We start from the raw sequence: 26,823 nt of genomic DNA on the forward strand, positions 1-26,823 counted from the left end.
AAGAGCTTGGTCGGCAGATTTTCAAGAGTACCTCATAATGAAGTATGGGGCTGTCCAAAAACTAACCGCTTTTTGAGGCATCCCCATCGTCCGTATATAAAATTATCAAAATAAGGAAAATCCTATGAATCATGATGATGCAAAGAAATGTGTACGTCCTTTTATGAGGATGTTCTCTATCTGTATTGCGCTCATTGCAGCGGTAATGATTTTCGGTTGTAATCAGAATGTCGGCAACGAAAGCAAAACGCCGGTTGTGCAGTACAAAGTAACACTCGAAAAGACCGCCGGGGGTAATGTAACGGTAACACCTGCCATGCCTGACAGCGGCATGGTAGATAAAAACACTGAGCTTACCTTTACTGCAACGGCAGCCTCCGGCTATGAGGTAGAAACATGGACAGTTTCTCCAAACACTGCGCTAAAAACAGGCGGTACTGCAGGAAGTTTAAGCGCAACAGTAACAATTACCACAGATACAACGGTGAAAGTAACCTTCAAACATTCAGAAACACTGCCGCCCAAGCACACCGTAACGTTTGACGTAGACGGCGGGAACGGCAGGCTGAGCGCAACGCTTGACGGGACAGCCTTTACCGGCAACAAAGTGGAACAAGGGAAAACCGTTGAATTTACCGCATCGCCTTTTTTCGAATATACCGTTGATAGGTGGAGCATCGACGGCGACGTCTTTGAAGAAGGTACCGGCGCTGCAGGAAGCCGAACAGCAAGAGTAAAAATTACCGCAGACATAACGGTAAAAGTGAAGTTTAAACCTACCATAACGGATCAAGAAAAGGTTGAGAAAGCAGCAGAGAGTTTAAAACTCTATTTTCCAAATGGCGATACTGCAGATAGCATAACTTCTAATCAGCTAAATCTTCCGCTGCATGGACTGCACCGCACTCAGATCAGCTGGGAGTCAAGCAATGAAGCCATAATCAAAGTACAGGAAGGTTCCATTACCCGCCCCGAAGAGGACACTCCGGTAACATTGACGGCAACCATTACAAGCGGCGCCGTTTGCGCACCAAAGTCTTTCCCCGTCACCGTGCGCGGAACAAATCAAGAAGCGGTAAGCCGTGCCGCAGAACGAGTGATAAAACAGATTTCTCCAGTGGTGACGAAAGATATGTCCTCTATTACGCTACCCATTAAAGAAACGGTTTCTATTGAGAAGAGCGCCAATTCTTTTATTGAAGTTGAGGTTGATATCGAATGGAAAGCAGAACCGACAGACATTATCGCAGTTCCGGCTTGTACGGTTAAACCGCATGAAACGGAAACAAAGACAGTAACATTGACTGCAACCGCAAAAACAGGAAGAGTCCAAGCCACAAAAACCGTTACGGTAACCGTCTATCCTAAAAACAACGAGCCAAATATTCAGGATGTTTTAAACGACATTGTCAACACGCTACCGACTGCAATAGATACCGATATTTCGCTGCCTCAGTCTCCTGCCGGGTATAAACTTACATGGGTATCTCCTAACGACAGCATACTAAAGATTTCCGAAAATAGCGGACATATTGAGACATGGGATTTGGTTTACCGGACGCTAGAATTAACTGCAACACTGAAAAAAAACGGTGGCAGTAAAACGGCAGAGCAAAAGAAGACGGTTACAATAAATGCTCGGAAGAGATTTACAATAGGTAATGACGGCGGAACTTATGAATTTGAAGGCGATAAGCTGACATTGCGTCATAGTAACGGTGAACCTGCTGCCGTATACCACGTGAACATTGATGGCAATGCCAAAACTATAACGGCAACACTTGAACGTCTGAGTTATCAAAATAATAACCTTATAACACCTGAAGAAGTTGCGAAACTTGTTTTCGCAGAAAAAGAGACAATGCCTAATATGTGGCTGCCCATCCTTGAATTACAGCAAAAAGATTTAGTTACGTTGAAAGATATCCAAGCTATCCACCGGCAATTTGTCCCAGAGTCCATTACAAATAAAGATATATTTGAGGTCTTTGTTAAACTTCCGCTTTCTTCAGATATGTCTTATAAAGATATGTCTTATGAAGAGTTTTTGAAAAAAGCTCCGAAAGAACAGAGTGAATTGATTAAGAAAGCATTAAAATTAGGGCAAAATAGCATATACAAAGAGCTGGGGTTACCCGAAAACACTCCGCTTACAGAATTTATAGCAGAACTAAAATCATCCATAAAAAAGGATGTAGATGCTTGCCTTAAAAGAGCCAAAGAAGCGCATACATATCAGTATCGCATTGAAAGAGATAAACTTACCGTTTCTGAGAAGTCTTCCGGAAAGCCTATCCCATTCTTATGGGAGAAATTTTAATACCGCGCAAGGCTGTCCAAAAAAACTCGATACTATATAGAACCACTGACATCCTGTCAGAGACGCGATGGGGATGTCTCAAAAGTTGGTTACTTTTTCGACATCTCCTCGCAGTCAAAACTATACACGGATGTATAGTTTTGACGATGCGCCGTAGACGGTATGCATATTTTCAAAAGGTTGCACTACGGTTTATCTTCCAAAGGCGATGAATCCTTTTATTGCGAAAATCTTCCGGTATCGACTGTGCGCTGATGTCCTGCACGGTAAAGAGCGTATTATGATAAACAAACTTATTCTCTCCCGTACTGCCGAGTTGATTATCCGAAAGCGCCGCTGTGTTAAAACGCAGTGTTCGTGAATTGGTCGAAAAGTATAAAACGCCGTCCGCCGACAATACCTTACAGCAGCTGCGGATTAAATCCTGCCAATGCCGGTTCACATCGAAGAATTGAGGCGCCCGCTTTGAATTGGAAAATGTCGGCGGGTCGCAGATGATAATATCCCAGCGCTCTTTCCGTTTTGCGGACTGCTCCAGAAAGAGGCGGACATCGCTTTGCACAAACCGACAGCGCTCAGAATCAGCGACGCCGTTCAGCTGAGCATTTTCTGCCGCCCATTGCAAATAGTTTTTCGACAAGTCAACCGAACAAACCCGCCGCGCTCCGTTTACCAGCGCATGAACGGAAAAAGAAGCAGTATAGCAGAAGAGATTCAGCACCGACTTACCGGCGGCGCTTTCGGCAATTGCAAGCCGAGCCGGTCGATGATCAAGGAACAAACCGGTATCGAGGTAATCGGATAGATTGACCAAGAACCGGCACTTACCTTCCCGCATAATGATCCGCTTGCCGCTGTCGGCAATCTTTTCATATTGAGCTTCACCTCGCTGCCGCTTCCGGCATTTTTCGTATACTTGCGCTGCAGGAATTTGCAAAGCATCGCATACCGCTTTCGTCAACTCCGAAAGAGAAGCGGTCGTTTTCCCTTCTTTATTGCTATCATTATTATACGGAGACCGTTCATATTCGGTAAGCACAGCGAACAACGCTCCGGTTGTATCTTCAATATAGAGATCGACGGCAACGGGAATTTCGGGGATGTCTTTATCATACAGCCGATAGGCAAAGATGCCCAATCGCCGTGCATATTTTTTTAAATGTTTATATCGTTTTACAAGGCGGTTATAAAAAAGCGCCGCCTGTCGAGAATATTCGGAAGGATTCATAGCGGTTTTACTACGAGGATTTAACACTTGTATTTCTTAAAGCCCCGTATTTAGAATAAGGCGATTGTTATTCGCTCGCCTGCTGAATACGGGTATTCATCATAACGCCTAAAAGCGCATAGCCTGAGGTAAGATCTTCCCGCTGAACGAGCACGTGATCAGGCACTTTAATTTTTACATTTGTAAAATTCCAGATTGCATCAATTCCCGCTGCTACCAGTTGGTCGGCAATATCTTGTGCACTGGGCGACGGCGCTGTCAAAATTGCCAACGCAGGATGCAAAGCGTTAATCTGTTCCGCCAATTCATTCATTGCGAAAATCGGAATACCATGAATTTTTTTGCCGATCTTTTTTTTGTCACTATCGAAAGCCGCGCAAATTTCTAATCCGTGGTCTCTAAATCCCTGATATCCGGTAAGCGCGGTTCCAAGGTTCCCCGCTCCGATAAGAATGGCCCTTTGCAACGTATCCCAACGGAGAAAATGTTCGATAGCGGCAATGAGTTCATCAACCGGATAGCCCTTTTTCGGCTTACCGATAATACCGGTAATAGCCAAATCCTTACGCACTTGAATGGGCTCAAGGTGCAACTCTTCAGCAATAACGGTACCGGAAATATACGGAAATCCATCCGCTTGAGCTTGTTTTACTATATGTAAATAGGACGGCAATCTTCTGATTGACGGCACTGCAGGTATCTTTAACTTTTTCATTCGAATCACCTTACTTATCAAAACTCAAGGATTATTAAGCTTCTAACCCTCTAACGTATTTTTTTATGATATAAGTAAAATAATGAAAGGTCAAGCAGTAATAATAATTGCCGTTTCAGAAGACTTCGTAGGGAATAACTTCCTTAACATACAAATAGACGGTCAGTTCAGCCGTGAACTTCCCGCCCGAAACATAAAGCCGCGGGTTATCTTTTATCAGCATTTCTCCGCTGACGGACTTGGGCTTGTTTTTAATATTTTTTCTTAGATACCCCCGAACGGCGGCAAGCGCCGCGTCCCGATAAGCCTGCCGCACTCCGTCTATTTCCATCTTGCGAGCTGCCTTGCCGGAACCTTTAGCAGTAACATAATTGATGCGTATCCACTCCGTTCTGTGTAAAGCGATTGCATCGGTAACGCGGTATTCCGCCCAACAGTATAGATATGGGTATTGCGGGCGAAGCTCCGTAACGGATAAGCGGGTGTCATTCGAAGGGATGGTCTGGAGCGACGTTAATTCAAACTCTTCCGCAACACGTCTCCGTTTATCGAACGGCGTATAAGAAAACCGCCAGCCGTAAGTCATCCCTTCCATTACCGTTTTTGATAATTCGATAAGCGCTTGCCGAGGAGGCAGCCGCGTGCCCTGTGTGTCGTTATCCATGACGCCCGGCTGAGATTCAAGGAAAACCCATACCGGTGCACGGATAATAAGAGCGTCGCTTGTTCCCGAACCGGAATAGCTGTCGGCATATAAGAAAGAAGCGGCGCAGAGCAAAAAGGAAAAAAAAGATATCTTATGGAATATCGCGGTTTTGAATATCATAACAAGCTTGATAATTTCCTCATTTTTATCGGCGCAACACTACTTCTGCGCAGGTTTTACCGTAGGCTCCGTGCTCGGTACGGCAGCAGGAATAGGCGCAGTGGGTTTTCCTTTTTCGATGGAACCGAATACTGCATAGTTTTTCATTATTTCGAGGAACATGGCAAAGATGTGTCGATCCTGTTCCAACCGGGTGAAGGATTCTTTATTTTTAGAGCTAACGGCAAGCGCTTTTATGTTTGTAATCAGTTCGGAAGTGGGAGCTTTTATATCCTCCAGTAGGTGCTCGGTAAAAATATACAGATCGGAATATGCTTTGCTTCCGGTTTGAACGATAGCCTTTGCCTGCATATTTGCAATATCAACGATTTTCTGCAGCTGTTTTTTCATATCTTTACCTTTTTCAATCTCTGCAATATAGCCTTGAATCTCAAGGAGATTGCATTGACCTTTCGGTTTAAAAAGCTGTTCAAAATTATTTATTTTACCTAACAGCATTTCGCAGGAACGATAAATTGCCGCATATTGTCCTTCAATCTGTTTGTTCACAAAAAAACCTTCAATCAGCAGCGATTTTAAAAAAGTTTTGTAGTGCGTTTCAAAATACATTTCAGTAAACGCTTTTAACAATTGCATCGGTCTCACCCAATCAAAAGAAATAGGGGAAAGATTTTGAATCGCATCATTGACTACATCATTATATCCATCCAACGGTTTCAACTGAGCGCTACCAAAACATTTTTCTATTAATCCGGTAATATTGTTTTCTTTGGAGATTTTTAAAAGGCGTTTTGAATCCGCTTGAAACTTTTCGCTGCTCCGATCAATATATTCCTGCAGAGGTTTTGATTCGGAAACGGTTATTTTTTCTTTAAAATTTGGATCTTCCTTAATCAATTTCAACATTATCGGTATTGTTGTTCTCTTCAGCTGATTTGCAAGAAGATTTTCGACCGTATTCAGCGTTTTTTCCAGTTTTGCGCCTGTTTCATCGGTAAAATTTCCCAAACTCCGCGCCAGAAAAATAACGTCGTTGATCGTCGTCTGTGTAATAGCAACATGCCGTACGATAAATTGGAAATCCAGCAAATTCTTTATTACATCACCGGCAAATACTTCTTCAAAATTATCCTGAGAAATCGATGACGGTGCTGCTGCATTGAGCTGCAAGTTATTGTTAAATTGACTGAGGAAAGATGCGTAGTCAAAATCGCACAGATCAGAAAGAAAAAAGAGTTTGATCAATTCTTGTTCGCGTGTTTTAAACGCAGGTGTATGAAAAAGGCGGACAAAGTTTTTAAAACTGTGTATTTGTTCTTGCAATGTGTGTTCCGTTTCTTGATAGTTTTTACACTTTGATAAAATGAGGCTCCGCGCTTGAAAGGTAAAACTTCGATGCTGTTTTACCTGCTCTTCCGACAGGATCGCTTCAAAAAAAAGCGCTTGATATTTTTCGGCCGCACGTATATCAGGGGAATTAACCGTCTTGTCCAGAATAGCTTTAACCGGCTGCAAAAAATGGTACAGCTGATACAACAGCGAACCGAACGCCGGAAGCAGTATTTTACCGCTATGGTATAACGGCGGATTGAGTTTTTTGAGCTCTGCTGCATAGCCTTTAAGCTGCCGTTTTTTTTGATACTCCGGCGATGAGGAAAAAAAGAGCCCTTCAAAAAAATCTTTGATTGCCGTAATGATTGCATTGATAAAATCAAACATACCAGTCCTTACCTTATTTATCGGTCTGCGGCTGCACCGCTTACAAAGTAGTTCTCTAAAATCCTTTCATAGTCTTGTATGGAACTTGCCTGCACCAGCTGCTCACGGAGTTTTGCGCCTCCTGCAATTCCCTTGGTATAAGCGGCAAACCGCTTACGCATCTCGCGGCAGGCTACCTGCTCCCCTACTTCTTCGCACAGCAGCGCAAGTTCTTTTTTTGCCGTCCCGATTTTATCCGCGGGCGTTATTTTGGAATAGGTACCGGTTTGTAACAATTCTCGTGTTTGCCGAAAGATGAAAGGATTGCCCATAGCTCCGCGCGCAAACATGACGCCTGCACATTTAGTCAAAGAAAGCATATCGTACGCAGCCTGCGGACTGAACAAATCGCCTGAACCGAATACGGGAATACGACCCCGCATCATCTGAACCAGCTGCGCCAAAATATCCCAATCTGCTGTTCCGCTGTAGCACTGCGCACAGGTACGGGGATGAATGGTCAACGCAACGGCGCCTGCATCAACGGCTGCCGCGGCGGCTTCCTTCCAAGTAAGCTCGGCTTGCGACCATCCGGAGCGTATCTTTACCGTTACGGGGACGGCGGTACGCTTCACCGCTTCCGTTTTGCCGACTGCCTCCGTAACCGCTTTAACCACCGCGTAGAGCTTTTCCGGCTTCCGCATCAATGCAGAGCCAGCCCCCGTTTTAGTGATTTTCGGCATAGGGCAGCCGGCGTTAATATCGATACACTCGGGGTGATACCGTTCAATGATGCGCACCGCCGTTTCCGCCATGAAGTCGGGATTGGCGCCGAATATCTGTACCGCATACCGCCGCTCGTTATGCGTACGGGCGATAAGCTTTTCCGTTTTTACCGAATTGCGGACGTATGCCTCCGACGAGACCATTTCAGTATAGGTAAAATCCGCGCCCCAATCAACACAAATAGACCGAAAACTCCTGTCGGAATACCCCGCAACCGGCGCTAAAAAAATATTTCCGGGAAGTGTTACACTCCCTATCGATACCGGCCGATACAGCCCGCTTTCGGTTCCGCAGGTTTCTATTGCACTCAATTCGTTCATTCCGGCAAGTTGAATGCTTTACAGCTGTTCTTCCACAGTTGAGCCGCTAAAGTTTCCATGTCCATCTTTAAAAGCCTCGCCATAAACTCAACCGTAGCAACGGTATTTGCCGGCATATTACGCTCCTTCCGGTACGGCGCAGGCGGTATAAACGGACTTTCGGACTCAACCAATATGCGGTCAAGCGGCAGCACACGTACCGTTTCGTGCAAGTTACGGGCATTCCGATATGTCAGATTACCCGCAAACGAGAAATAGAGCGGTAGTTTAAGCGCGAGCTGCGCAAATTCGGCATCTTCGGAATAGCAATGCAAAATACCGCCTGCTTCGGGTATCCGATCGGACAGGATATTCAACACATCCTTTCCCGCATTCCGGTTATGGATAACGACCGGCTTTTTCGCTTTTGCCGCTATCTCCAACTGCGTAATAAACAGCTCAATCTGCGAGCGCTGATCCCCGTACTTTTTGTAGTAATCGAGTCCGGTTTCCCCGACGGCAATAACGCCGGGCAATTGAAGGCCTTTTTCAACTTGAACAGCCCAATCTTTACCCGGAGCCGTTACCTCCGACGGAGACACGCCGATGGCATGGTACACCGACTGATCGGTTTTGAGCGTTTCATATACCGAATAGAAATCATGCAGGCTATTGCAAATACTGAGAATCCTGACAACGGAAGCCCGTTTTGCTTCTTGAATAGCGCGTAACTGCGCAAGAGGATCGTCATACAGCAATCCGATATGAGCATGAGTATCAAAAATTTGCATCGCGGTTCCTCCTTTGTGCGGCAGTTTTACAAAATAGGTACGATTAGCCGAGCCGTTTTTCCAGCGTATTCAGTGCTTCGGTAAGCTCTTTGGGCAGTTTATTGCCGAATTTAGGATAGTGATTTTCGCGGATATCCGCAATTTCTTTCTTCCAGCCTTCAGCATCTACCGAAAGGATTTCCTTCATCTGTTCCTTCGACACGTTCAGTCCTTCGGTATTGATCGCACCGTCTTTAGGCATCCAACCGATAGCGGTTTCTACGGCATTGTCTTTGCCGTCGCAGCGGTCGAATATCCATGCGAGCACGCGGCTGTTTTCTCCGTAGCCGGGCCAGATAAAGTTGCCGTCAGAATCTTTGCGGAACCAGTTGACGTAGAAAATCTTGGGCAATTTGTCCGCCGTCGATTTTTTACCGATGTTGATCCAGTGTTGGAAGTAGTCGCCCATGTTGTACCCGCAGAAGGGGAGCATGGCGAACGGATCGCGGCGGATACTGCCGACTTTTAAATCGAGCGCTGCGGCGGTAATTTCGGAACCGACAATGGATCCGAGGAATACGCCGTGGTTCCAATCGCGGGATTGATGTACCAGCGGAATGGTGCTGGGGCGACGGCCACCGAACAAGAATGCGGAAATTGGCACTCCTTTGGGGTCTTCCCATTCGTTTGCAATCGCCGGACATTGCTTGGCAGGCGCGGTAAAACGGGCATTCGGATGCGCAAATTCTTCGCCTTTCGGGCTTTTATCCGTCGGGAGCGCATCGCGGGTGTTACCCTTCCAGTCCACGAGCTTGCCCTTCGCAGGGTATCCGATCTGCTCCCACCATATATCGCCGTCTTCCGTCAAGGCGCAGTTGGTAAAGATGGTATTTTCTTTTATCGATTCCATTGCGTTCTTGTTGGATTGGTCGGAAGTGCCCGGCGCTACGCCGAAAAAGCCCGCTTCGGGGTTAATGGCATACAGGCGACCGTCCTTGCCGAACTTCATCCATGCAATGTCGTCTCCAACGGTTTCAACCTTCCATCCGGGGATGGTGGGAATAAGCATTGCGAGGTTCGTTTTACCGCATGCGGAGGGGAAGGCTCCGGTAATATACTTTGATTTTCCTTCGGGATTGGTTATTTTTAAGATGAGCATGTGCTCGGCAAGCCAGCCTTCATCCCGCGCCAGCACGGAAGCGATACGCAGTGCAAAGCATTTTTTACCCAACAAGGCATTCCCGCCGTAACCGGAGCCATACGACCAGACCAGCCGCTCTTCCGGAAAGTGAGAAATATATTTGTGTTCCAGCGGAGCGCAGGGCCATACGCCGTTATCGGTTTTGCCCGCTTCAAGCGGCTTTCCGACCGAGTGCAGGCAGGGAACAAATGCGCCGTCGGAACCAAGCGCATCGAGTACCTTTGTGCCGACCCGTGTCATAATATACATATTGCAGACAACGTATTCGGAGTCGGTAATTTCGATACCGATTTTTGCAATATCGGAGCCGACGGGTCCCATCGAAAAGGGGATAACATAGAGGGTTCGCCCTTTCATGCACCCTTTATACAGAGCGCTCATCGTTTTTTTGAGTTCAACGGGGTCAGTCCAGTGATTTGTGGGGCCGGCATCCTCTTCTTTTTTTGAAGCGATAAATGTTCTGCTTTCCACACGCGCAACATCGGAAGGATCCGAGCGGAATAAAAAACTGTTCTTTCGTTTTTTTACGGGCGTTGCCAGTTTTACATCAACCAATTTTTTCATCAACCGGTCGTACTCGGCTGCCGAACCGTCACACACATAGACGCTATCCGGCGTACACAACGCCGCCACCTCATCAACCCATTGACGTGCTTTTACATGCTTGAGCGTATCTATTGTCATCGTTTTCCTCCAATACTTAACACATTCGGTTATAATTGAGTTTATATTTATATTATAGATGATAATCGAAATATCGGGTTTCTGCAACATTTTTCTCTCTTTGCACAGCTCTTTTTAACAACAGCAGTTTTTACTGCTTAACTTTCTATCGCCCTAGACAGAGCTTAAAGATATATAGTAATCTACCGGTCATTCCAATTGAAAGGAGATTTGCCCATGAAAAAACTACTTACATTCCTGTTTGGTGCAGTTTTTTGCGCAAGTTTATCGATTTCCTGTGCAAAAAAAGAAAACAGCCAAAATATTTTGACTGTCGCTGCAAGTCCGGAACCTCATAAAGCGCTCTTAGAGCTTGTAACGGAGGACCTTGCAAAGGAAAATATTACGCTCAAGGTTACCGAGTTTACCGACTATGTAACCCCCAACGATGCGGTTGAAACGGGCGAACAATTCGCAAACTTCTTCCAGCATGTTCCCTACATGGACAGCTTCAACAAAGAACACGGCTACCATCTGGTTAGTGTAGGAACCGTTCATATTGAGCCGCTTGCGCTGTATTCAAAAAAATACGGAAACCTCTCAGAATTTAAAAGCGGCGATACCATTGCCATCCCGAATGATCCGACAAACGAAGCCCGTGCGCTTCTATTGCTTGAATCCGCTCATATTATCACCTTGCGCGGGGATGCAGGCTTAGCGGCTACTCCGCAAGATATTACCAAAAATCCCTACAGCTTACAGTTTAAGGAAATTGAAGCGGCCACACTTCCACGCGTGCTTGCAGATGTTGAAGGCGCCGTCATCAACGGAAACTATGCTATTCCTGCGGGGCTTTCCGCCGCAAAGGACGGCTTGCTTGTTGAAGGAAAAGATTCTCCCTATGCAAACGTCATTTCGGTTAAACAGGGAAACGAGAACGACCCGCGCATCAAAGCATTGATAAAAGCGCTGCAAAGCGATAAAGTACGTAAGTATATTATGGAAAAATATCCTAACGGTGAGGTTGTTCCGGCATTCTAGGAATGTAATTACAAGCCTCTAAAAATATTGATTTTTAGAGGCTTTTCAATCCCTACGAAAGAGAGGTTGATAAAATGAACATACAACAGAAAATGTATAGTTTTATAAAACGCGCTTTGGTAATCCTTACGGTATTAGCGTGCGTATCAGGAGTAATCTATGCACAAGAAAAGGCGGATGCGCTGAAATTATACCGTACCGGCCGCAGCTTGGACAGCGCAGGACGAGCGGAGGAAGCAAAAGCATCATACACAGCGGCAGTCAGTGTCTGTCTTGCCGAACTCCGCCAAAACCCGCGCAATATGGACTCCTACACCGTCTATACGTGGTCGCTGTTCCGCCTTCATAGATACCGCGAAACGGTAGCTGCCTGCAACGAAGCGCTCAAAATTGCATCAGATGTACGCATAATCGAAACATTAGGCGAAGCTCACTTTTATCTCAATGATTATAAAGAATCGCTCCGTCAAATGGAACGCTATATCGACATGGCGCCTACCGGAGAGCGGGCAAGCGTTGCCTATTTTTATACCGGCGACATTTACCGCTTAACAAAGCGCTACCAAAAAGCCGACATCGCTTACTCTGCGGCGGTACATTTGGAACCATCCAATTCGCTGTGGTGGTACCGGCTCGGTCTTGCCCGGGAACAAGCAGGGGATAAACGAAGCGCACGGGAAGCCTTTCAACGAGCGCTCAATATACGGAAGGATTATAAAGAGGCTGCGGAAGGGCTTGCCCGCGTACAGCTTTAAAAAATACCGATTACGGATAAATGTATTCCCGCCCCGGCGGATCAACTTTCTTTACGGACGCTACGATAATGTACGGGTCAAATCCGGCTTTATACGGTTTTTTTGAAAGCGTTCCGGTAATTTCCACCCATTCGCCGTCGGTTAGTTCCTGAGCGCCGCTCCACTGCGCAAGTAACCCGACGGGCTGCATATCGGCAGCGCAACACGTCATCATCATACGGGCTAAGGCAAAATCATGCTGCTCAAATAATTCGCTGTCTTTCCAAACAGAGCCGACTGCCGTAATTTCCGTACCTACCCATTTATCAAGTTTGGTATAGAGTTCGGTAAGCCACAGAGAAAACGTGTCGTCATCCATAATGATGCGTCCGTCTTGCAGCGGCAGTTGCGGCGGGGCAATTCGACTTAGAGCTGTCTGAGCCGGAGGCGCTGCAGTATATTGAGTGCCCAAAGAATCCGCATACGAAAACTGAGAAAATGCAATACCGGTTTTTGCAGCGGAAACCATACCGGCCAAGGCAACGGCGAAAACAGCAAGACCGAAAACACCTGCGTACCCGCTACGGCTTCCTCCCTCAAACCGGTCAAAAACAGCAGCATATCCGCTATTAAAAAATGAGGTATGCGGTTGCAACCCCTGCATAACGCTTTTAAGTTTGAGCACACCGATAATAAAAAACACCGCTGCGGAAAACAACAGCATGGGGACGTGCCGCTCATGCACATAGCGGTATGCCGAGCCGGAAACAACAACACCGGTACAATACAGCGCAAAACCGAAAAGGATTACCACCTGTAAAATATCTTGCACGCGGGTACTTTTTTTTATAATTTTCATAGAGACGACTCCCTGTCCACAAAGCGGAAAGCGGAATTTAAAATCATAATATTTTTTTCAAGGCTGCCGGTTGTACGGACGCTGTTATCGCCAAAGATAAAGAGCGCTTCCGCACAGGGGATTTCCGCAAGCAGCTTTACCGCCTTCTCATAGCCGAGCACAAAGCATGCCGTCGACAAAGCGTCCGCGTCGGTTGCCGAATCGGAAAAAACTGATACCGCTATCACATTATTCCGTACCGGATATCCGGTTGCAGGGTCGATAATATGATGATAGCGGACGCCGTCCTGCTCAAAATACCGCTCGTAGCTGCCGGACGTGGAAATACTGCGACTTTCAATCGGGGCGGAAATGATCGGTTGCCCCTGCTGAACACGCGGATCGCGGATACCGATATTCCAGCGCTTGCCGTCCGGCCGCTTTCCCACAACGGAAATAGTACCGCCGATATCGATTACGGCGTGTAAAATCCCAGCCTGCCGTACAATACGGGTAAGCTCGTCGGCGGCAAACCCTTTCGCAATCGCCCCGAGGTCAAGCTTCATCCCTGCCTTTTTAAGAAAAACCGCTGAGCCTGTCAGCTGTATATCCCTATAGTCGGTACGAGAAAGCGCCGCCTGAATATCCCGATCTTCGGGCTTCCGTGCATTCTCAAAGCCGATGTTCCAGAGCTTCACAACCCCGCCGATCACGGGATTAAAGGCGCCATCCGTTTTTTCGGCAAAAAAAACAGCCCGTTCAAACAGCGGATAGATATCCGCCGGTACATTAACCGCAGAGACGCCGGACGCCTTATTGATATCGATAAGCGTGGAGATTTCGGCATTTGCGCTTAAATGCCGTTCCAGCTCTTCAAGCCGGTGTGTACAGGTCTGTAATACGGCGTCGGCTTCCGCCTGCGGTTTTTCCGTAAATAGTTGGATACTGCACACCGTACCAAGCGCAAACACGGTGCGACTTTCTTTTCTGACGGCAGGCTCACAGGAAGCAAGCGTCAGCACCAATAAGAGAAAAAAACAATACTTTTTCATTTTGATTTCACATACCTTGCACGAATCAACCGCACTACTTTAGCGTACCGGCAAAGAGCTTGAGGTACCGATCTACTTGGTATCCCGACTTGTGGATTGCCTCAGAAAATTCCGCATCAAAGCGGCAGTATTTTTCTACTGAAGCGGCCGTTTTCTGAATGCACTCTGCCTGTGTAACCGGCCGTGCGGCAGAAAGAAAGAGCATCGCTGCCATATCGTCGGCAATCAATTCCGCCGCTTCACGGTTAAACCACTTAATGCCGTCCCATTCGTGAATATGGAGACGGATAATAACATTGGGATCCTGCGCCATCCGATGGACAATACCGGTTCGACGGATAGATTTTTTTCCGCGGGCATTGTGCACATAATAGAGGTACTTTACCGTATCGGCTTTATTTTCAATAGGATCGATATCAAAACCGGTCGAACGAATCAGCGTCGTAAGTTTTTCTTCGAGGTGCAAAAAGGCAAAAAGCCTTCCGATATTTTCCTCCATCTTGTAATAAACGGCAATATCTTCAACAGCCATCAAAAATACCGAACCGAACGATACGAAAAGCTGAGAGGCCGTTCCGCACATTTTATGAATAAATACGGTTACGGCAGAGGTTGCCGCAGTCAACGGCATTTCTTGTATCAGTAAACCTGAGGCGCAGAGGAGCAACCGGTACATACGTGCACGGAACAGCGTCAACAACCGCTTGACGGATGTTTTAGCTGCCGGAATCCCTGCCGCGAGAAATTGCTCGGCCTGATTACTACGATATGTTTCATCTAAAGCGGTCAGGAAAGCAGCGGCTAACGGTTCAAGCTTGTTGATAAACGATTGGATATGAGCTTCCGTCGCGTGTCGGTTTTCGGTATGCTTACAATCCTTTACCAGTTGAATACAATCTTGCAGCACTTCTTTTGACACACATGCGGTAAGCGAATCGTAGAGCTTTTTAAATTTGATCTCGTTGATACCCATTGCGACATCCGCAACCCCGCTGCCTTTGAGCTTTTCGTACAGTTTCCGATATAGTTCATCCGGAGTGTCGGTTACCTCATGAATATTCAAAAACACTTGCGTTTCAAAACCGTTTAAGGCGACAAACAAACCGCGCTCCGCAATTTCAATGCTTTTTCTGATAAACCACAATTTTGAATGCTGCTCCTGAAAAATCACAAACCGATTCGAGGTAACCGTCAGCTGTAACCCCTGCGCAAGCGTCCGTTGCACCAGCTGTTTTTCATCACCGGAGCCTTTAACGGCATAAGCGGCGGACATATTGATCCAGCCTGCAGCCCGTTCATATTTGTTGTTATAGAGGATGAGAGAACGGGAATCGCCGTACACGTTCGACCACGCAAAGACATTTTCGTTTACCTGCCCGTCCGTCCAAAAATCATAGAGCAGGAAATTCTCTACACCGGAGAACAAACGGCGCTGCCGCATCAGCGGGAAAATTTCCCGACGGTGCCGCTCCACAAGACCGATGTTCACCTGCTCATCGTAATAAGCGCGGCGGTATTCCATACCGTATTTTTCTTCAAAGCCTTCAATTTGCCCGTGCCCGAACATCGGCAGCCCCGGCATCGCAACCAGCATCGTACAGACGCCGAAGTATTTATCATCCCGGCCGAACTGCGCTACGGCGGTTTCTTCATCGGGATTATTCATAAAATTAACATAGCGCTTTAATATTTGCGGGTCGAACTCAAGGGTATTCTTGATGGTCAGCCGGTACTTTGCGTTATCTTCTTTTTTCAGCATATTCATAAATGCGGAATTATACACACGGTGCATTCCGAGCGTGCGGACAAAATAGCCTTCCATCATCCAAAAAGCTTCGGCTAACAGCAAGGTATCCGGCGCTTCAACTGCACAGCGGTCTACCACCTCACGCCAAAATTCTTCGGGCAGCCGCTTTTGGAACTCTACCGTAGAAAGTGCAAAGCGGGAACGGCTTGCAATATCCCCTCCCCTGCCCGGCTCCGGATACCACAGCCGCCGGATATGTTTTTTTGCCAGCACCATCGCCGCATCAAAGCGGATAATCGGGAAATTCCGCGCAACGTGCAAAATCTTCCGAATAACTTCTTCCCGAGCTTCAGAATTGAGAAAGTCAATCTGCGCGGTATCGTTCCACGGCAACCCCGTTCCGTCGTTCCCGTGGTAAATATACCGTGTATCACCGGTATAGTGATCAACCCGTTTAAACACCACCGCGCAATCCGTTTTTGAATAGTAGTGGTTTTCGAGGTAAATCCCGACACGGGAATCGTGAGAAAGGTTTTCCCCGTCAAAGTTATAGCCCGGGAAAGGGCTTTCGCGGGTTTGCATAAAAAGATCAGGCCGCTCAATGACCCATTTTGAATCGATGCCGGTATGATTCGGCACCATATCCGCGGCAAGCCGAATACCCCGCGCCCATGCACGCCTGCGTAAATCTTCAAGCGCTTCCCAGCCGCCGATATCTCCGGCTATCTCATAATCCGTCAAACTATAGGCGCTTGCCGCCGCTTCAGGATTTCCGCATATCTGTTTAATCCGCGCACTTGCAGGGGAGCGCTCCCATACTCCGATAAGCCACAGCGCGTTGAAGCCCGCTTCTGCAAGAAAGCTCAGCTCCTCATCGGGAATTTGATCGAGGCGAGTGATAGACCGCTGATACTTTTTACTGAGTTGATCCAGCCACACCAACGTGCTTTTCGCAATCATCACAACATTCGGCATCCATTCACGATCGGCGCTAAAGCGTTCATATTCCTGCGTCAGCTCTTCAAAATGATACGCATCGTGTTCGGCTCCGCCACCGCCGCCCTGCCATGCAGCTTTCTCTTCTTCTGAAAGGATGTCCTGACTTGTTAAAAGCCTTCCGATAAATTCGCTGAGTAAGCCGAGCCAATGTTTTTTGATATATTCAAGCTGCCCCTTCAAGCTAAACGGCGCATAAGAAACGGGAGCTTTAAGCAACGAAATCAGATCGATTTTTTCAGGCCCGAACACCTCGTTTTGAGACGACCATTCGCAAAGACTATTCCAGAAACAATTATACGAAGGATGTGCTGCAAGCTGTTCATCGGTAAAAAGCGGATAAAAAGGTTGAAATGCGGGGTTCTCATTTGCCAGTTTACAAAGAATCAATTCTTCAAAAGCACGGTATTTATTTTCGATACCCGATACCGGCTCGGTATTGCGGAACCAATCCTCGACGGTCATTGCCCCACCGTACACTTCGGCAGGAGGAAATTCGGTACAAAATTCGAGTAATAAATCGTCGAGGTCGGGCAGCTTTTCTTTTGCGAGTTCCGCTTGCACAAAGTCATACCCGCTGCTAAAAAAATCGGCGCGTACATCCCGCCGGTAGAGGCGGCACATATAATGGAATATTTCGTCAATCAGCCCCATCGCATTCAGCTGACCTGCTTTTAAATACTGTTCGGCACGCACCGGCATTCCGAATGCACCCGACTCGACGACTTCGTTATATTGAAAAGTAAAGGCATAAATATCGTTGATATTCCGTATTATAACGTTTCCGGTAGATGAAAAAAGCGTCTTTGAAAACCGGCATTTTTCACGTATATCGCGATGGATATGAAATTCCATAACTTGGAAAAAACTATCGGTATAAACTTTTTGCATATATTATCCTCGTATGTGCTAATTATATGCCGAAAATCCGAATATGTGAAGCTAGGCTAGCGTTTTTTGCTGTCATCGGATATACTATTGCCATAGTATTTTGCAGGAGGTTTTATGATGGACAAGCAAAAAATAGAACGGATGCACACCGGTAAAGGATTTATCGCAGCCCTTGATCAGAGCGGCGGTAGTACGCCTAAGGCCTTAGCTGCCTATGGTATCGGGAAAGATGCCTACTCAAATGAAAAAGAGATGTTTGATATGGTGCATGCCATGCGCACACGGATTATCACCAGCAAAGAATTCGATAAAAAACATATCCTCGGCGCTATTCTTTTTGAACAAACGATGGATCGCGATATTGAAGGCATTCCGACGGCAGATTACCTGTGGGATAAGCGCGGTGTTCTTCCGTTCTTAAAAGTTGATAAAGGTCTTGCCGATTTAGCAGAAGGTGTTCAGATAATGAAGCCGATGCCCGATTTGGAAGCATTACTACAGCGCGCTGTGCAGAAGCATATCTTCGGAACAAAAATGCGATCGGTGATAAAGGAAGCAAATCCTTCCGGCATCAAAAAAGTTATCGACCAACAGTTTGAAATCGGACTGCAGATTGCAAAGCACGGATTAATCCCGATTATCGAGCCGGAAGTTGATATCCACAGCCCCGATAAAGCAAAATGCGAAGATATCCTCAAAACGGAAATTCGCGAACACATTGCAAAATTGCCGAAGGATGTATTGATTATGCTCAAGCTGAGCATCCCGACGCAGGCAGATCTGTATAAAGAATTTATCGATCATCCGCAAGTTGTACGTGTGGTTGCACTTTCAGGCGGTTACAGCAGAGAAGAGGCCAATGCCTTGCTGGCAAAGAACCACGGCATGATTGCAAGCTTCTCCCGTGCCCTTGCTGAAGATCTCCGCGCACAACAGTCGCAAGAAGAATTTGACAAAACACTTTCCACTGCAATTAAGAGTATCTACGACGCTTCGATTACATAATCGACCTGCCGCATAAGCAATTCATGGGGCTGTCCAAAAACTTCAGTTTTTGGACAGTTTCCTTAGATTTAGATGCGACGTTTAAAATTAAGTCATTACTGTATAAAGACTTAATTTTAAACTCGACGGGGATATCCCGAAAGTAACCAACTTTTGGGACATCTCCATGAATTGCGCTCTTCCATCCTTTTGATCTGAAAAAACGCTATGAAACGTGTTCTGCGTTAGTAGGTACATAAGTTGATACTTGTTTGGAACCGCTATTCATGCAGAAAGTTCTAGATTATCATATACTAATGCCTGTTCTTTCCGACCGCGTACCGATTTTTATGCCATTTGACTTTTAGAAAGAGCTGGGAGAAACATCGAAATTGTCAGAGAAGACAAATCCTGCTATAGTTACTGTATGAGCTTTCCACGAAAATTGCCGGTCGGCGTACAGAGTTTTAAGGTGTTACGGAATGACCGGTATCTCTATGTAGATAAGACGGAGTATATCACTCAATTAGTAACAAGCAGTCGTGTTTATTTTCTTAGCCGTCCGCGGCGGTTTGGAAAAAGCCTCTTTCTCTCTACATTATCTGCGTACTTTCTCGGGCAAAAAGAGCTATTCAAAGGACTGTACCCCGAAAAAGCTGAGGAAGAACAGGCTGCTCAAGAAAACCGAAGTGCATGGCAGGAATATCCGGTATTGTATCTGGACTTTAATACCGGTAACTATGCTGCCACTGATGATTTGAGTATCAATCTCAATAATCATCTATGCAAATGGGAAGAGCTTTATGGTTCTAAACCATCTGAACAAAACTTTGCGCTCCGTTTTGCTGGGATTATACAACGTGCATATCAGCAGACCGGCAAGCAAGTAGTTATTCTGGTAGACGAATACGACAAACCGCTTTTGCAAACGATGGGTGTAAATGAAGCATTGAATGAGCAATACCGAAACGAACTCAAAGCATTTTACTCCGTCATTAAAACCTGCGATGAATATATCCGCTTTGCCTTTCTCACCGGCGTTACCAAATTCAGCAAAATCAGTATTTTTAGCGATTTGAATAATCTCCGGGATATATCACTGGAAAAACACTATGCAGGCATTTGCGGAATCACCCAAAAAGAATTGGAAGCAAATTTTCAACCTGAAATACAAGTGCTTGCCGATGAGCAAAGCTTAACCTATCAGGAAACATTGACCGCCTTGCAGCAATGGTATGACGGATACTGTTTTTCACCTGCAGGGGAAGGCATGTATAATCCGTTTAGCTTATTAAATGCGTTTGCAAAGGAGCGATTCGGAAGCTACTGGTTTGAAACGGGAACGCCGACGTTTTTGGTCAATTACCTCAAAGAAGCACACTACTTTATTCCTGACTTGGATGGAAATATTGAACTTGATGAAGAAGGCTTGCAAACCTATCGGGCGGTAGCACAGGATACGCTTCCTATTCTGTTTCAAGCGGGATACCTGACTATCAAAGAATATATAAAAGATGTACGGCTGTATCGGCTGGGCTTTCCGAATAATGAGGTACGGTACGGTTTTTTGCATAATCTTTTACCAGCGTATTCAGGTTTACCGCTCGGTGATACAGGCAAGTCGGTATGGCAGTTTGTACAAGACATCCGTGAGGGGAAAGTTGACTCTTTTATGGAACGGATGCAAGCGATTATCTCAAGCATACCGTATGATATTAGCGAAGGAAACCTCACAATCAGAATCGCCATGGATGGCGATGGTTCCATGCAGAAACAAGTTTGCCATGCAAACTTGCAGCTCAAAGATGTACACGGATGTACATCTTTGAGCAAGCTGCGGGAGCAAAACTATCAGACTGCGGTGTACCTTATCTTTGCACTGATGGGGCAGTTTGTGCAGACGGAAGTGCAGTGTTCGACAGGACGGGCTGATTGTATTGTACAAACAGTGGATGCTGTGTATATCTTCGAGTTTAAACTCTCCGGAAATGGCAGTGCGGAAGATGCAATCGCGCAAATACAAAAGCAAAACTACATCGCAAAGTATAAGACAGAGGGAAAAAAGATTGTGCTGATTGGGACGAGCTTCAGTGAAGAAACGAGGACGATTAAGGATTGGAAAACCGAGGTGCTTGAAAAATAAATTGCAGAGGCGATTGATTCCAATTATTTGGTGCGGGCAATGTATGAGCAACAGCACGATATGAAGATTCCGAAAGAATTGATTCCGTACTGTCCGGTATGTGGCAAACCGATGAGTATGAATCTGCGGGCTGATGACACGTTTGTCGAAGATGCCGGTTGGCAAGCTGCTGCTCAACGCTATGCCGATTTTCTTACGGCATACAAAAACAGCCGCATCCTCTTTTTAGAACTTGGCGTCGGAGCAAACACTCCTGGGATTATCAAATATCCGTTCCAACACATGGCGGCGCATAATCCGCAGTCGGTCTACGTGTGCATCAATTACGGAGAGGCGTTTGCCCCGCAAGAAATCGAGCAGCGTTCGATTTGCATCAACGGAGATATCGGTGAGGTGATAAAGGAGTTGCTAGAACAGCATTAACTTTTAAAAATAGCTGAAAACTACAAAACCATGGAAAATACCGCAGGATAGCATAATCATCTAATCTATGATAAACTTTATTTCACTATACTAACTAAAAGATTGCCAGAGGGAGGCTATGATGTTCAATTTTGTTTTTGATGTACCGGTAAAAATACTATTCGGGAAAGGCAGTGTCGAAGGGCTTGCCGATGAAATACTAAAGTACGGCAATAGAGTGCTGCTTTGTTACGGCGGCGGAAGTATCAAGAAAATCGGGCTTTACGATACGATAACCGCACAGTTAAAATCAAAAGGTATCTTTTATGCGGAATTGTCAGGTATTTCTCCCAACCCGCGGATAGAAGAAGTTGAAAAAGGAATCGCACTGGTACGGGAACATAAGCTTGATTTTATCCTTCCTGTCGGCGGCGGAAGTTCCATCGATTGTGCTAAGGCAATCGCTGCCGGTGCCCACTATAACGGCGACCCGTGGGATATTGTTACCCGGAAAGCATCCGCAACGGAAGTTCTCCCGCTCGGTACTGTCTTAACCCTTGCAGCGACGGGTTCCGAAATGAATTGCGGCGCCGTTATTACCAACTTTAAAACCAAGGAAAAGCTCGGCTTTGAAGTTCCGCTTGTAATGCCTAAGTTCTCCGTGATGGATCCGTGCTACACCTTTTCGGTACCCAAAGCGCACACGGCTGCCGGTACTGCGGATATTATGAGCCATACCTTTGAAAGTTATTTTTCATTGGACGATGGGGCTTACTTACAAGACCGATTCGCCGAAGCGGTACTCAAAACTTGTATTCACTACGGTCCCATTGCGCTAAAGGAACCCGATAATTATGACGCCCGCGCCAATCTGATGTGGGCAGGAACATGGGCAATCAACGGTTTGTTAGGTTGCGGAAAAATGACGATGTGGTCGGCTCATCCGATGGAACACGAGCTGAGCGCCTTTTACGACATTACGCACGGAGTAGGGCTTGCAATCCTGACCCCTCACTGGATGCGGCACGTACTGAACGACAATACCGTGCATAAACTTGCCGAATACGGCATTAATGTGTGGGGCTTGCCCGCAGACGCGGATGTCTATAAAACGGCAAATGCCGCCATCGATAAGACGTCGGAATTTTTTGCATCGCTCGGTATCCCGATGACGCTGCACGAAGTGGGGATCGGTGAAGAACATCTTAAAGAGATGGCCGAAGCTGCTGTGATGCACCGGAGCCGCAGCGGAAAAATCCGCGGTTTCCAAACCTTAACGGCAGCTGATGTTCTTGCAATTTATAAGGCTGCGCTGTAAAAAAAATTTGAAAATGATAGGAAAATGGGGCTGTCCAAAAACTGAAGTTTTTAGACAGTTTCCTTAAGCTTTAGATGCGATAAGAAAAGTACCATGGCACTTGTTTATACCGAAGTTTTTGCACAATCATTTATGCGTCCGGTTTCACTGTGCGCAATTATTCCGGCGGAGGACAGCGCACCCGATGCCTCCGGTAACAAGCCGCAGGCGCAGGAAAACCGTCCGCTCAAAACGCTCTATCTGCTGCATGGGTTATACGGCTGCCATACGGACTGGCTCACGCTCACAAACATACGGCGCTACGCAACGGAAAAGCATATTGCCGTCATCATGCCGGCGGCGGAAAATGCGTTTTATATCGACGGTAAACTTCCCGGGCAGCAATATGGCGCCTTTGCCGGGGACGAGCTGATACGACTGACACGGAGACTGTTTCATCTTTCAGCGGAGCGGGACGATACCGTTATCGCGGGACTTTCGATGGGAGGAGCCGGAGCGATACGAGCAGCGTGTTTGTATCCGCAAAACTTCGGAGCCGCCGCGGGCATTTCCTCCGCTTTCTTGACGCGGGAGCAGCTTTCACCCGAACATCCCGTCTTTACCCCCGAATGGGCAGAGGGCATATTCGGCAGCATAGAGAATATGGAAAGCGAGTATAAAAATGCGGTACTCAAAATGAAAAAATCTATGCAAAGAAAAGTATACCCACGGCTCTCCCTTGAATGCGGCACATCGGACAGTTTAATCGGTGTCAACCGCGACTTCCACCGTTTTTTACTGGAAAACGGCATCGCGCATTATTATGAAGAAAGCGCAGGTGGGCACGAATGGGCGCTGTGGGACAGCGGAATTAAAAAGGTTATTAACCGTTTTTTTAAAATCGGTTAAAATAGGAAAACCTCTAAAAATCCAACCGAATTTTTAGAGATACCTAAAAAAAGGAGGCAAATGATGAAAAATAAAATCATTGCAGCTTTGGCAGCGTTTTTTCTCTTGACACCGTTGGCATTAACAGCCATGGGTTCAAATGAAAAAGGCACCGGTTCCGGCGAGAAAGTTACGCTGGAATTTTGGACATGGCGTACCGAGGATGTCGAATTCTATGAAAAGGTGATTAAAGCCTTTGAAAAAAAGCACCCGAACATCACCGTAAAACAAACCGCCATCAAAAACACCGAGTACAACACGATTGTAAGCGCATCGCTGCAAGGCGGCGGCGGACCGGATGTCTTTATGGGCAGAGCCTACGGCGGTTTACAGACCCTTGCGGACAGCGGATATCTCCTTGCGCTCGACAACCTTATCCCCAATTTAAAAGACTATTCCGAACCGGCAAAGCAGGGAGCACGGAGCGTTAAAGACGGAAAAATATACGGTCTACCTGCGTTAAGCCAAGCGATCTTCTGCTATTACAACAAAGCCATCTATAAAAAACTCGGATTAAAAGTTCCGACAACATGGAATGAATTTATTTCCAATCTTGAAGTATGCAAGAAGAACGGAATTACCCCGCTTGCAAACGGTTCAAAAGACGGATGGACGGTAGAAACGCTGTTAGGAGGCGTCGGCCCCAATTTCTACGGCGCTAACGACTTTTTCAATGCAGTCGTTGCCGGTAAAACCACCTTCGAAGATCCCCGCTTTGTCGATGCGGTTAAAAGAATCGGCGCCTTACGCCCCTATATGCCGGAACTGTTCACCGGTGTCGGCTATACCGACATTCAAGGCGCTTTTATGAACGAAATGGCCGCACACATGATCGGCGGTTCGTATGAAGCTGGTACCTTTAAGGCGAACAATCCTTCCCTTGATTTCGATGCGTTCCCCGTACCGGGTACAACGGCAGGAAAACAGTATGTTACCTTCTATGCCGATATGAACTGGGCAGTCAATGCCGGAACCAAGCATAAAGAAGCGGCGCTCACCTTCCTGCAATTTCTCGGATCTACCGAGGTAGGCAATATGTTGATCTCCGATCTTAAAATGATCAGCTCAACCCCTGGTGTTGATACCTCGTTGGATCCGTTTGTCGGAAAAGTCATCACGATGATGAAAAACAGCACCAGCTATATCTTCCTCGTTCCGTTCCGCTATGAGCAGCCGACCGGTTCGGCACTGTGGCAGGCCGCAGGACAGGGGTATTTGGCAGGTACGTTAACTGCAGAACAAGCCTGTAAGAACGTACAAACCGGTATCGCTACCTACTATAAACCTTTTCAACAATAAACGTTCGGAGCAATCGAATCAGACCGGTATGTAGATGAATATCGCAGAATCAATGGGCTGTGAGACCATTTGAGCCGCGAAGCGGCGAAATTCTGGTTGAACAACCCATTGATTCTGCGGGGCTACTAAAAAGGAGTCTGATGCGATTGCTCCGGGTAATATAACAGTATGATAACGTCAAAAACAAGTAAATTTTTATGGATTGCGTTTTTCGTAACGCCTGCGCTGCTCATTGTCAGCGTTTTTATTTTACTGCCGCTTTTTATGAGCCTGTTCAACAGTTTCTTTGACTGGAATCAGCTACTCCGCGGCTCGTTCACCGGATTGGGTAATTTTAAAAAGTTGTTTTTTACCTTTCCGTATAATGAACGCTTTTGGAATGCGTTAAAGCACAACGGCATCTGGTTCTGTTGTACGATGCTCATTCAAAACAGCCTCGGATTGCTGTTCGGGTATGCATTAAGTAGAAAGATTGCAGGGCATGGCTTTTTTAAGCGCGTGTTTTTTATACCGGTACTTTTTTCCATTGTAGCGGTCGGTTTTTTGTGGGGTATGTATTTAAAGAGCGACGGACTTGTCAACAGCTTTTTGAACCTCATCGACCTCTCCTCTCTCCGGCGGGCATGGCTCGGCGATGAAAGCACGGCAACCTTTGCCATTATCGCAACCAACATTTGGCGCTGGGTAGGCTTTCCTTCACTCGTATTCCTTGCAGCCATCGACTCAATCGATCAAAGCTGTATCGAAGCCGCATACATAGACGGCGTAAGCGAAGTAGGCTTATTTTGGAAAATCATATTTCCACTCATCATTCCATCCATAACGGTTATCACGGTACTAACCGTCATCGGCAGCTTAAATGTTTTTGAACAGATATACACCATGACCGACCTCGGCGGCGGACCGAACTACAGCACCGACACCATCGGTACGCTTTTTTACCGCACAGCCTTCGGTTCGGTCGATACGGGTAACCCCGAAATCGGTATCGGCAGTACCATCGCTGTTATAATCTACATTATGACCTTTTGTATTTCGCTCGTATCCGTCGCAATCGGAAAAGCAAAGGAGACACAGGTATGAACATGAATTGGCGCATTAAAACTGCCTCTCCGATAAAGAGCCTTGTAATCGGCGGTATTTTAATACTGATGATTGTCTATGTTATTTTGATTGCGTATCCGCTTTTTAATATGGTCATATCCTCGCTAAAACCCACACGGGAGATTCTCCAACACCCGTTCGCCTTACCGGCAAATCCCGATTTTTCTTCGTACAAACGGGTTTGGATTGATATGGGGTTCAGTACCTTCTTTCTCAACAGCATCATCGTAACGGTATCCTCTATGGTATTAGTGCTGCTGTTCGGTTCGATGGCATCTTATGCTATCAGCCGCTACGTGTTCAAAGGGAATACCCTGTTGTATATGATCTTTTTAAGCGGTATTATGCTGCCGCTCAAAGCCGCTATTATCCCGCTTTTTATGATTATCAGAAAACTTGGGCTTATGGATAACTTTTTGTCGGTTATCTTCATTTTTACTGCAATGGGTATTCCCTCGACGATATTTATCCTTTCCGGTTTCTTTAAGGCTATTCCGGCAGACCTTGAATATGCTGCGCGAATCGACGGATGTAACGACTTTGCAATTTACAGCAAAATTATGATGCCGGTCATCGCACCCGGGATTGCGTTGGTAACCATCTACAATGCGGTTCCTATTTGGAACGACTTCTTTTTCCCGCTCGTCTTTTTACATAATAGAAGTTTGAAAACCCTACCGGTCGGCCTCAGTACCTTTTTCGGTCAGCACAGTACCAACTGGACGCTCCTCTTTACCGGATTAACTGTAGCCATCTTACCGATGATGATTCTCTATTTATTTATGAGTAAGTATTTTATTAAGGGAATGACCGCCGGTGCAATAAAGTAGTAGGTGTAGGA

21 protein-coding genes are annotated in these 26,823 nt (G+C 46.4%); 11 read left to right on the plus strand and 10 right to left on the minus strand.

Translation table 11 applies throughout. From position 1 onward, the window contains the following. Positions 1-124 precede the first annotated feature (124 nt). Entirely contained in the window at positions 125-2,320 is a 2,196-nt protein-coding gene (locus tag ABK01_RS09720) for an immunoglobulin-like domain-containing protein (protein ID WP_253675490.1), read from the plus strand. A 172-nt stretch (positions 2,321-2,492) separates the two neighbouring features. Here ABK01_RS09720 and ABK01_RS09725 read toward each other — a convergent pair whose 3' ends face one another. From ABK01_RS09725 to ABK01_RS09755, 7 genes are all read right to left on the minus strand, one after another. Then, the gene (locus ABK01_RS09725; protein ID WP_253675491.1) at positions 2,493-3,548 is read right to left on the minus strand and encodes a class I SAM-dependent methyltransferase; all 1,056 of its coding nucleotides are present in this window, start codon (positions 3,546-3,548) and stop codon (positions 2,493-2,495) included. A gap of 67 nt (positions 3,549-3,615) precedes the next feature. Beyond that, the gene (locus ABK01_RS09730) at positions 3,616-4,263 is read right to left on the minus strand and encodes a redox-sensing transcriptional repressor Rex (protein ID WP_212565265.1); all 648 of its coding nucleotides are present in this window, start codon (positions 4,261-4,263) and stop codon (positions 3,616-3,618) included. Between the two features lie 115 nt (positions 4,264-4,378). Next, positions 4,379-5,089: a hypothetical protein gene (locus tag ABK01_RS09735; protein WP_212565266.1), complete on the minus strand. Its 711-nt coding sequence runs from the start codon at positions 5,087-5,089 to the stop codon at positions 4,379-4,381. A 39-nt stretch (positions 5,090-5,128) separates the two neighbouring features. Then, positions 5,129-6,808 carry a DUF5312 family protein gene (locus tag ABK01_RS09740; protein WP_212565267.1) on the minus strand — a complete coding sequence of 560 codons (1,680 nt, stop codon included), beginning with the start codon at positions 6,806-6,808 and terminating at the stop codon, positions 5,129-5,131. Between the two features lie 17 nt (positions 6,809-6,825). Continuing rightward, complete coding sequence (gene dusB / locus ABK01_RS09745; protein ID WP_253675492.1) at positions 6,826-7,893, minus strand: tRNA dihydrouridine synthase DusB; 1,068 nt, start codon at positions 7,891-7,893, stop codon at positions 6,826-6,828. Further along, positions 7,890-8,663 (minus strand): TatD family hydrolase, encoded by a 774-nt coding sequence (locus ABK01_RS09750; RefSeq protein ID WP_212565268.1) that lies wholly within the window; start codon positions 8,661-8,663, stop codon positions 7,890-7,892. The genes dusB and ABK01_RS09750 overlap by 4 nt, the downstream gene beginning before the upstream one ends. Positions 8,664-8,706: 43 nt before the next feature. Further along, positions 8,707-10,527, minus strand: coding sequence for a phosphoenolpyruvate carboxykinase (GTP) (locus ABK01_RS09755; protein ID WP_212566598.1), 1,821 nt, complete (start codon positions 10,525-10,527; stop codon positions 8,707-8,709). A 216-nt stretch (positions 10,528-10,743) separates the two neighbouring features. Between ABK01_RS09755 and ABK01_RS09760 the strand changes: the two genes are divergently transcribed. Both ABK01_RS09760 and ABK01_RS09765 read left to right on the plus strand, forming a co-directional pair. Beyond that, positions 10,744-11,547 (plus strand): MetQ/NlpA family ABC transporter substrate-binding protein, encoded by an 804-nt coding sequence (locus ABK01_RS09760; protein ID WP_253675493.1) that lies wholly within the window; start codon positions 10,744-10,746, stop codon positions 11,545-11,547. A gap of 92 nt (positions 11,548-11,639) precedes the next feature. Then, positions 11,640-12,302: a tetratricopeptide repeat protein gene (locus tag ABK01_RS09765; protein WP_371922046.1), complete on the plus strand. Its 663-nt coding sequence runs from the start codon at positions 11,640-11,642 to the stop codon at positions 12,300-12,302. 10 nt (positions 12,303-12,312) lie between these two features. Here the strand turns inward: ABK01_RS09765 and ABK01_RS09770 are convergent, their stop codons facing one another. Genes ABK01_RS09770 through ABK01_RS09780 form a run of 3 tightly spaced genes read right to left on the minus strand, consistent with a single transcriptional unit; the run spans position 12,313 to position 17,805 of the window. Next, positions 12,313-13,140, minus strand: coding sequence for a TIGR03943 family putative permease subunit (locus ABK01_RS09770; protein ID WP_212565270.1), 828 nt, complete (start codon positions 13,138-13,140; stop codon positions 12,313-12,315). After that, the gene (locus ABK01_RS09775) at positions 13,137-14,171 is read right to left on the minus strand and encodes an FAD:protein FMN transferase (protein WP_253675494.1); all 1,035 of its coding nucleotides are present in this window, start codon (positions 14,169-14,171) and stop codon (positions 13,137-13,139) included. Before ABK01_RS09775 ends, ABK01_RS09770 begins: the two co-directional genes overlap by 4 nt. A gap of 34 nt (positions 14,172-14,205) precedes the next feature. Beyond that, positions 14,206-17,805 carry an alpha-amylase family glycosyl hydrolase gene (locus tag ABK01_RS09780; RefSeq protein WP_253675495.1) on the minus strand — a complete coding sequence of 1,200 codons (3,600 nt, stop codon included), beginning with the start codon at positions 17,803-17,805 and terminating at the stop codon, positions 14,206-14,208. A gap of 117 nt (positions 17,806-17,922) precedes the next feature. On the opposite strand from ABK01_RS09780, the gene ABK01_RS09785 reads away from it, so the two are divergent. From ABK01_RS09785 to ABK01_RS09820, 8 genes are all read left to right on the plus strand, one after another. Beyond that, positions 17,923-18,810, plus strand: a complete 888-nt coding sequence (locus ABK01_RS09785) for a fructose bisphosphate aldolase (RefSeq protein WP_253676610.1) — start codon at positions 17,923-17,925, stop codon at positions 18,808-18,810. A gap of 406 nt (positions 18,811-19,216) precedes the next feature. Next, the gene (locus ABK01_RS09790; protein ID WP_253675496.1) at positions 19,217-20,932 is read left to right on the plus strand and encodes an ATP-binding protein; all 1,716 of its coding nucleotides are present in this window, start codon (positions 19,217-19,219) and stop codon (positions 20,930-20,932) included. Positions 20,933-20,992: 60 nt separating this feature from the next. Further along, positions 20,993-21,355 (plus strand): SIR2 family NAD-dependent protein deacylase, encoded by a 363-nt coding sequence (locus ABK01_RS09795; protein WP_253675497.1) that lies wholly within the window; start codon positions 20,993-20,995, stop codon positions 21,353-21,355. Positions 21,356-21,476: 121 nt separating this feature from the next. Further along, positions 21,477-22,652: an iron-containing alcohol dehydrogenase gene (locus ABK01_RS09800; protein WP_253676611.1), complete on the plus strand. Its 1,176-nt coding sequence runs from the start codon at positions 21,477-21,479 to the stop codon at positions 22,650-22,652. A gap of 93 nt (positions 22,653-22,745) precedes the next feature. Continuing rightward, a complete protein-coding gene (locus ABK01_RS09805; protein WP_253675498.1) occupies positions 22,746-23,540 on the plus strand; it encodes an alpha/beta hydrolase in 795 nt (264 codons plus the stop codon). 60 nt (positions 23,541-23,600) lie between these two features. Beyond that, on the plus strand, positions 23,601-24,878 hold the full coding sequence (locus tag ABK01_RS09810) for an ABC transporter substrate-binding protein (protein ID WP_253675499.1): 1,278 nt from the start codon (positions 23,601-23,603) through the stop codon (positions 24,876-24,878). Positions 24,879-25,046: 168 nt separating this feature from the next. Further along, positions 25,047-25,961, plus strand: a complete 915-nt coding sequence (locus tag ABK01_RS09815) for a carbohydrate ABC transporter permease (RefSeq protein WP_253675500.1) — start codon at positions 25,047-25,049, stop codon at positions 25,959-25,961. After that, the gene (locus tag ABK01_RS09820; protein ID WP_253675501.1) at positions 25,958-26,812 is read left to right on the plus strand and encodes a carbohydrate ABC transporter permease; all 855 of its coding nucleotides are present in this window, start codon (positions 25,958-25,960) and stop codon (positions 26,810-26,812) included. Before ABK01_RS09815 ends, ABK01_RS09820 begins: the two co-directional genes overlap by 4 nt. Positions 26,813-26,823: the final 11 nt, after the last annotated feature.

It is taken from the genome of Treponema sp. OMZ 305, assembly GCF_024181325.1.
Taxonomy (GTDB): domain Bacteria; phylum Spirochaetota; class Spirochaetia; order Treponematales; family Treponemataceae; genus Treponema.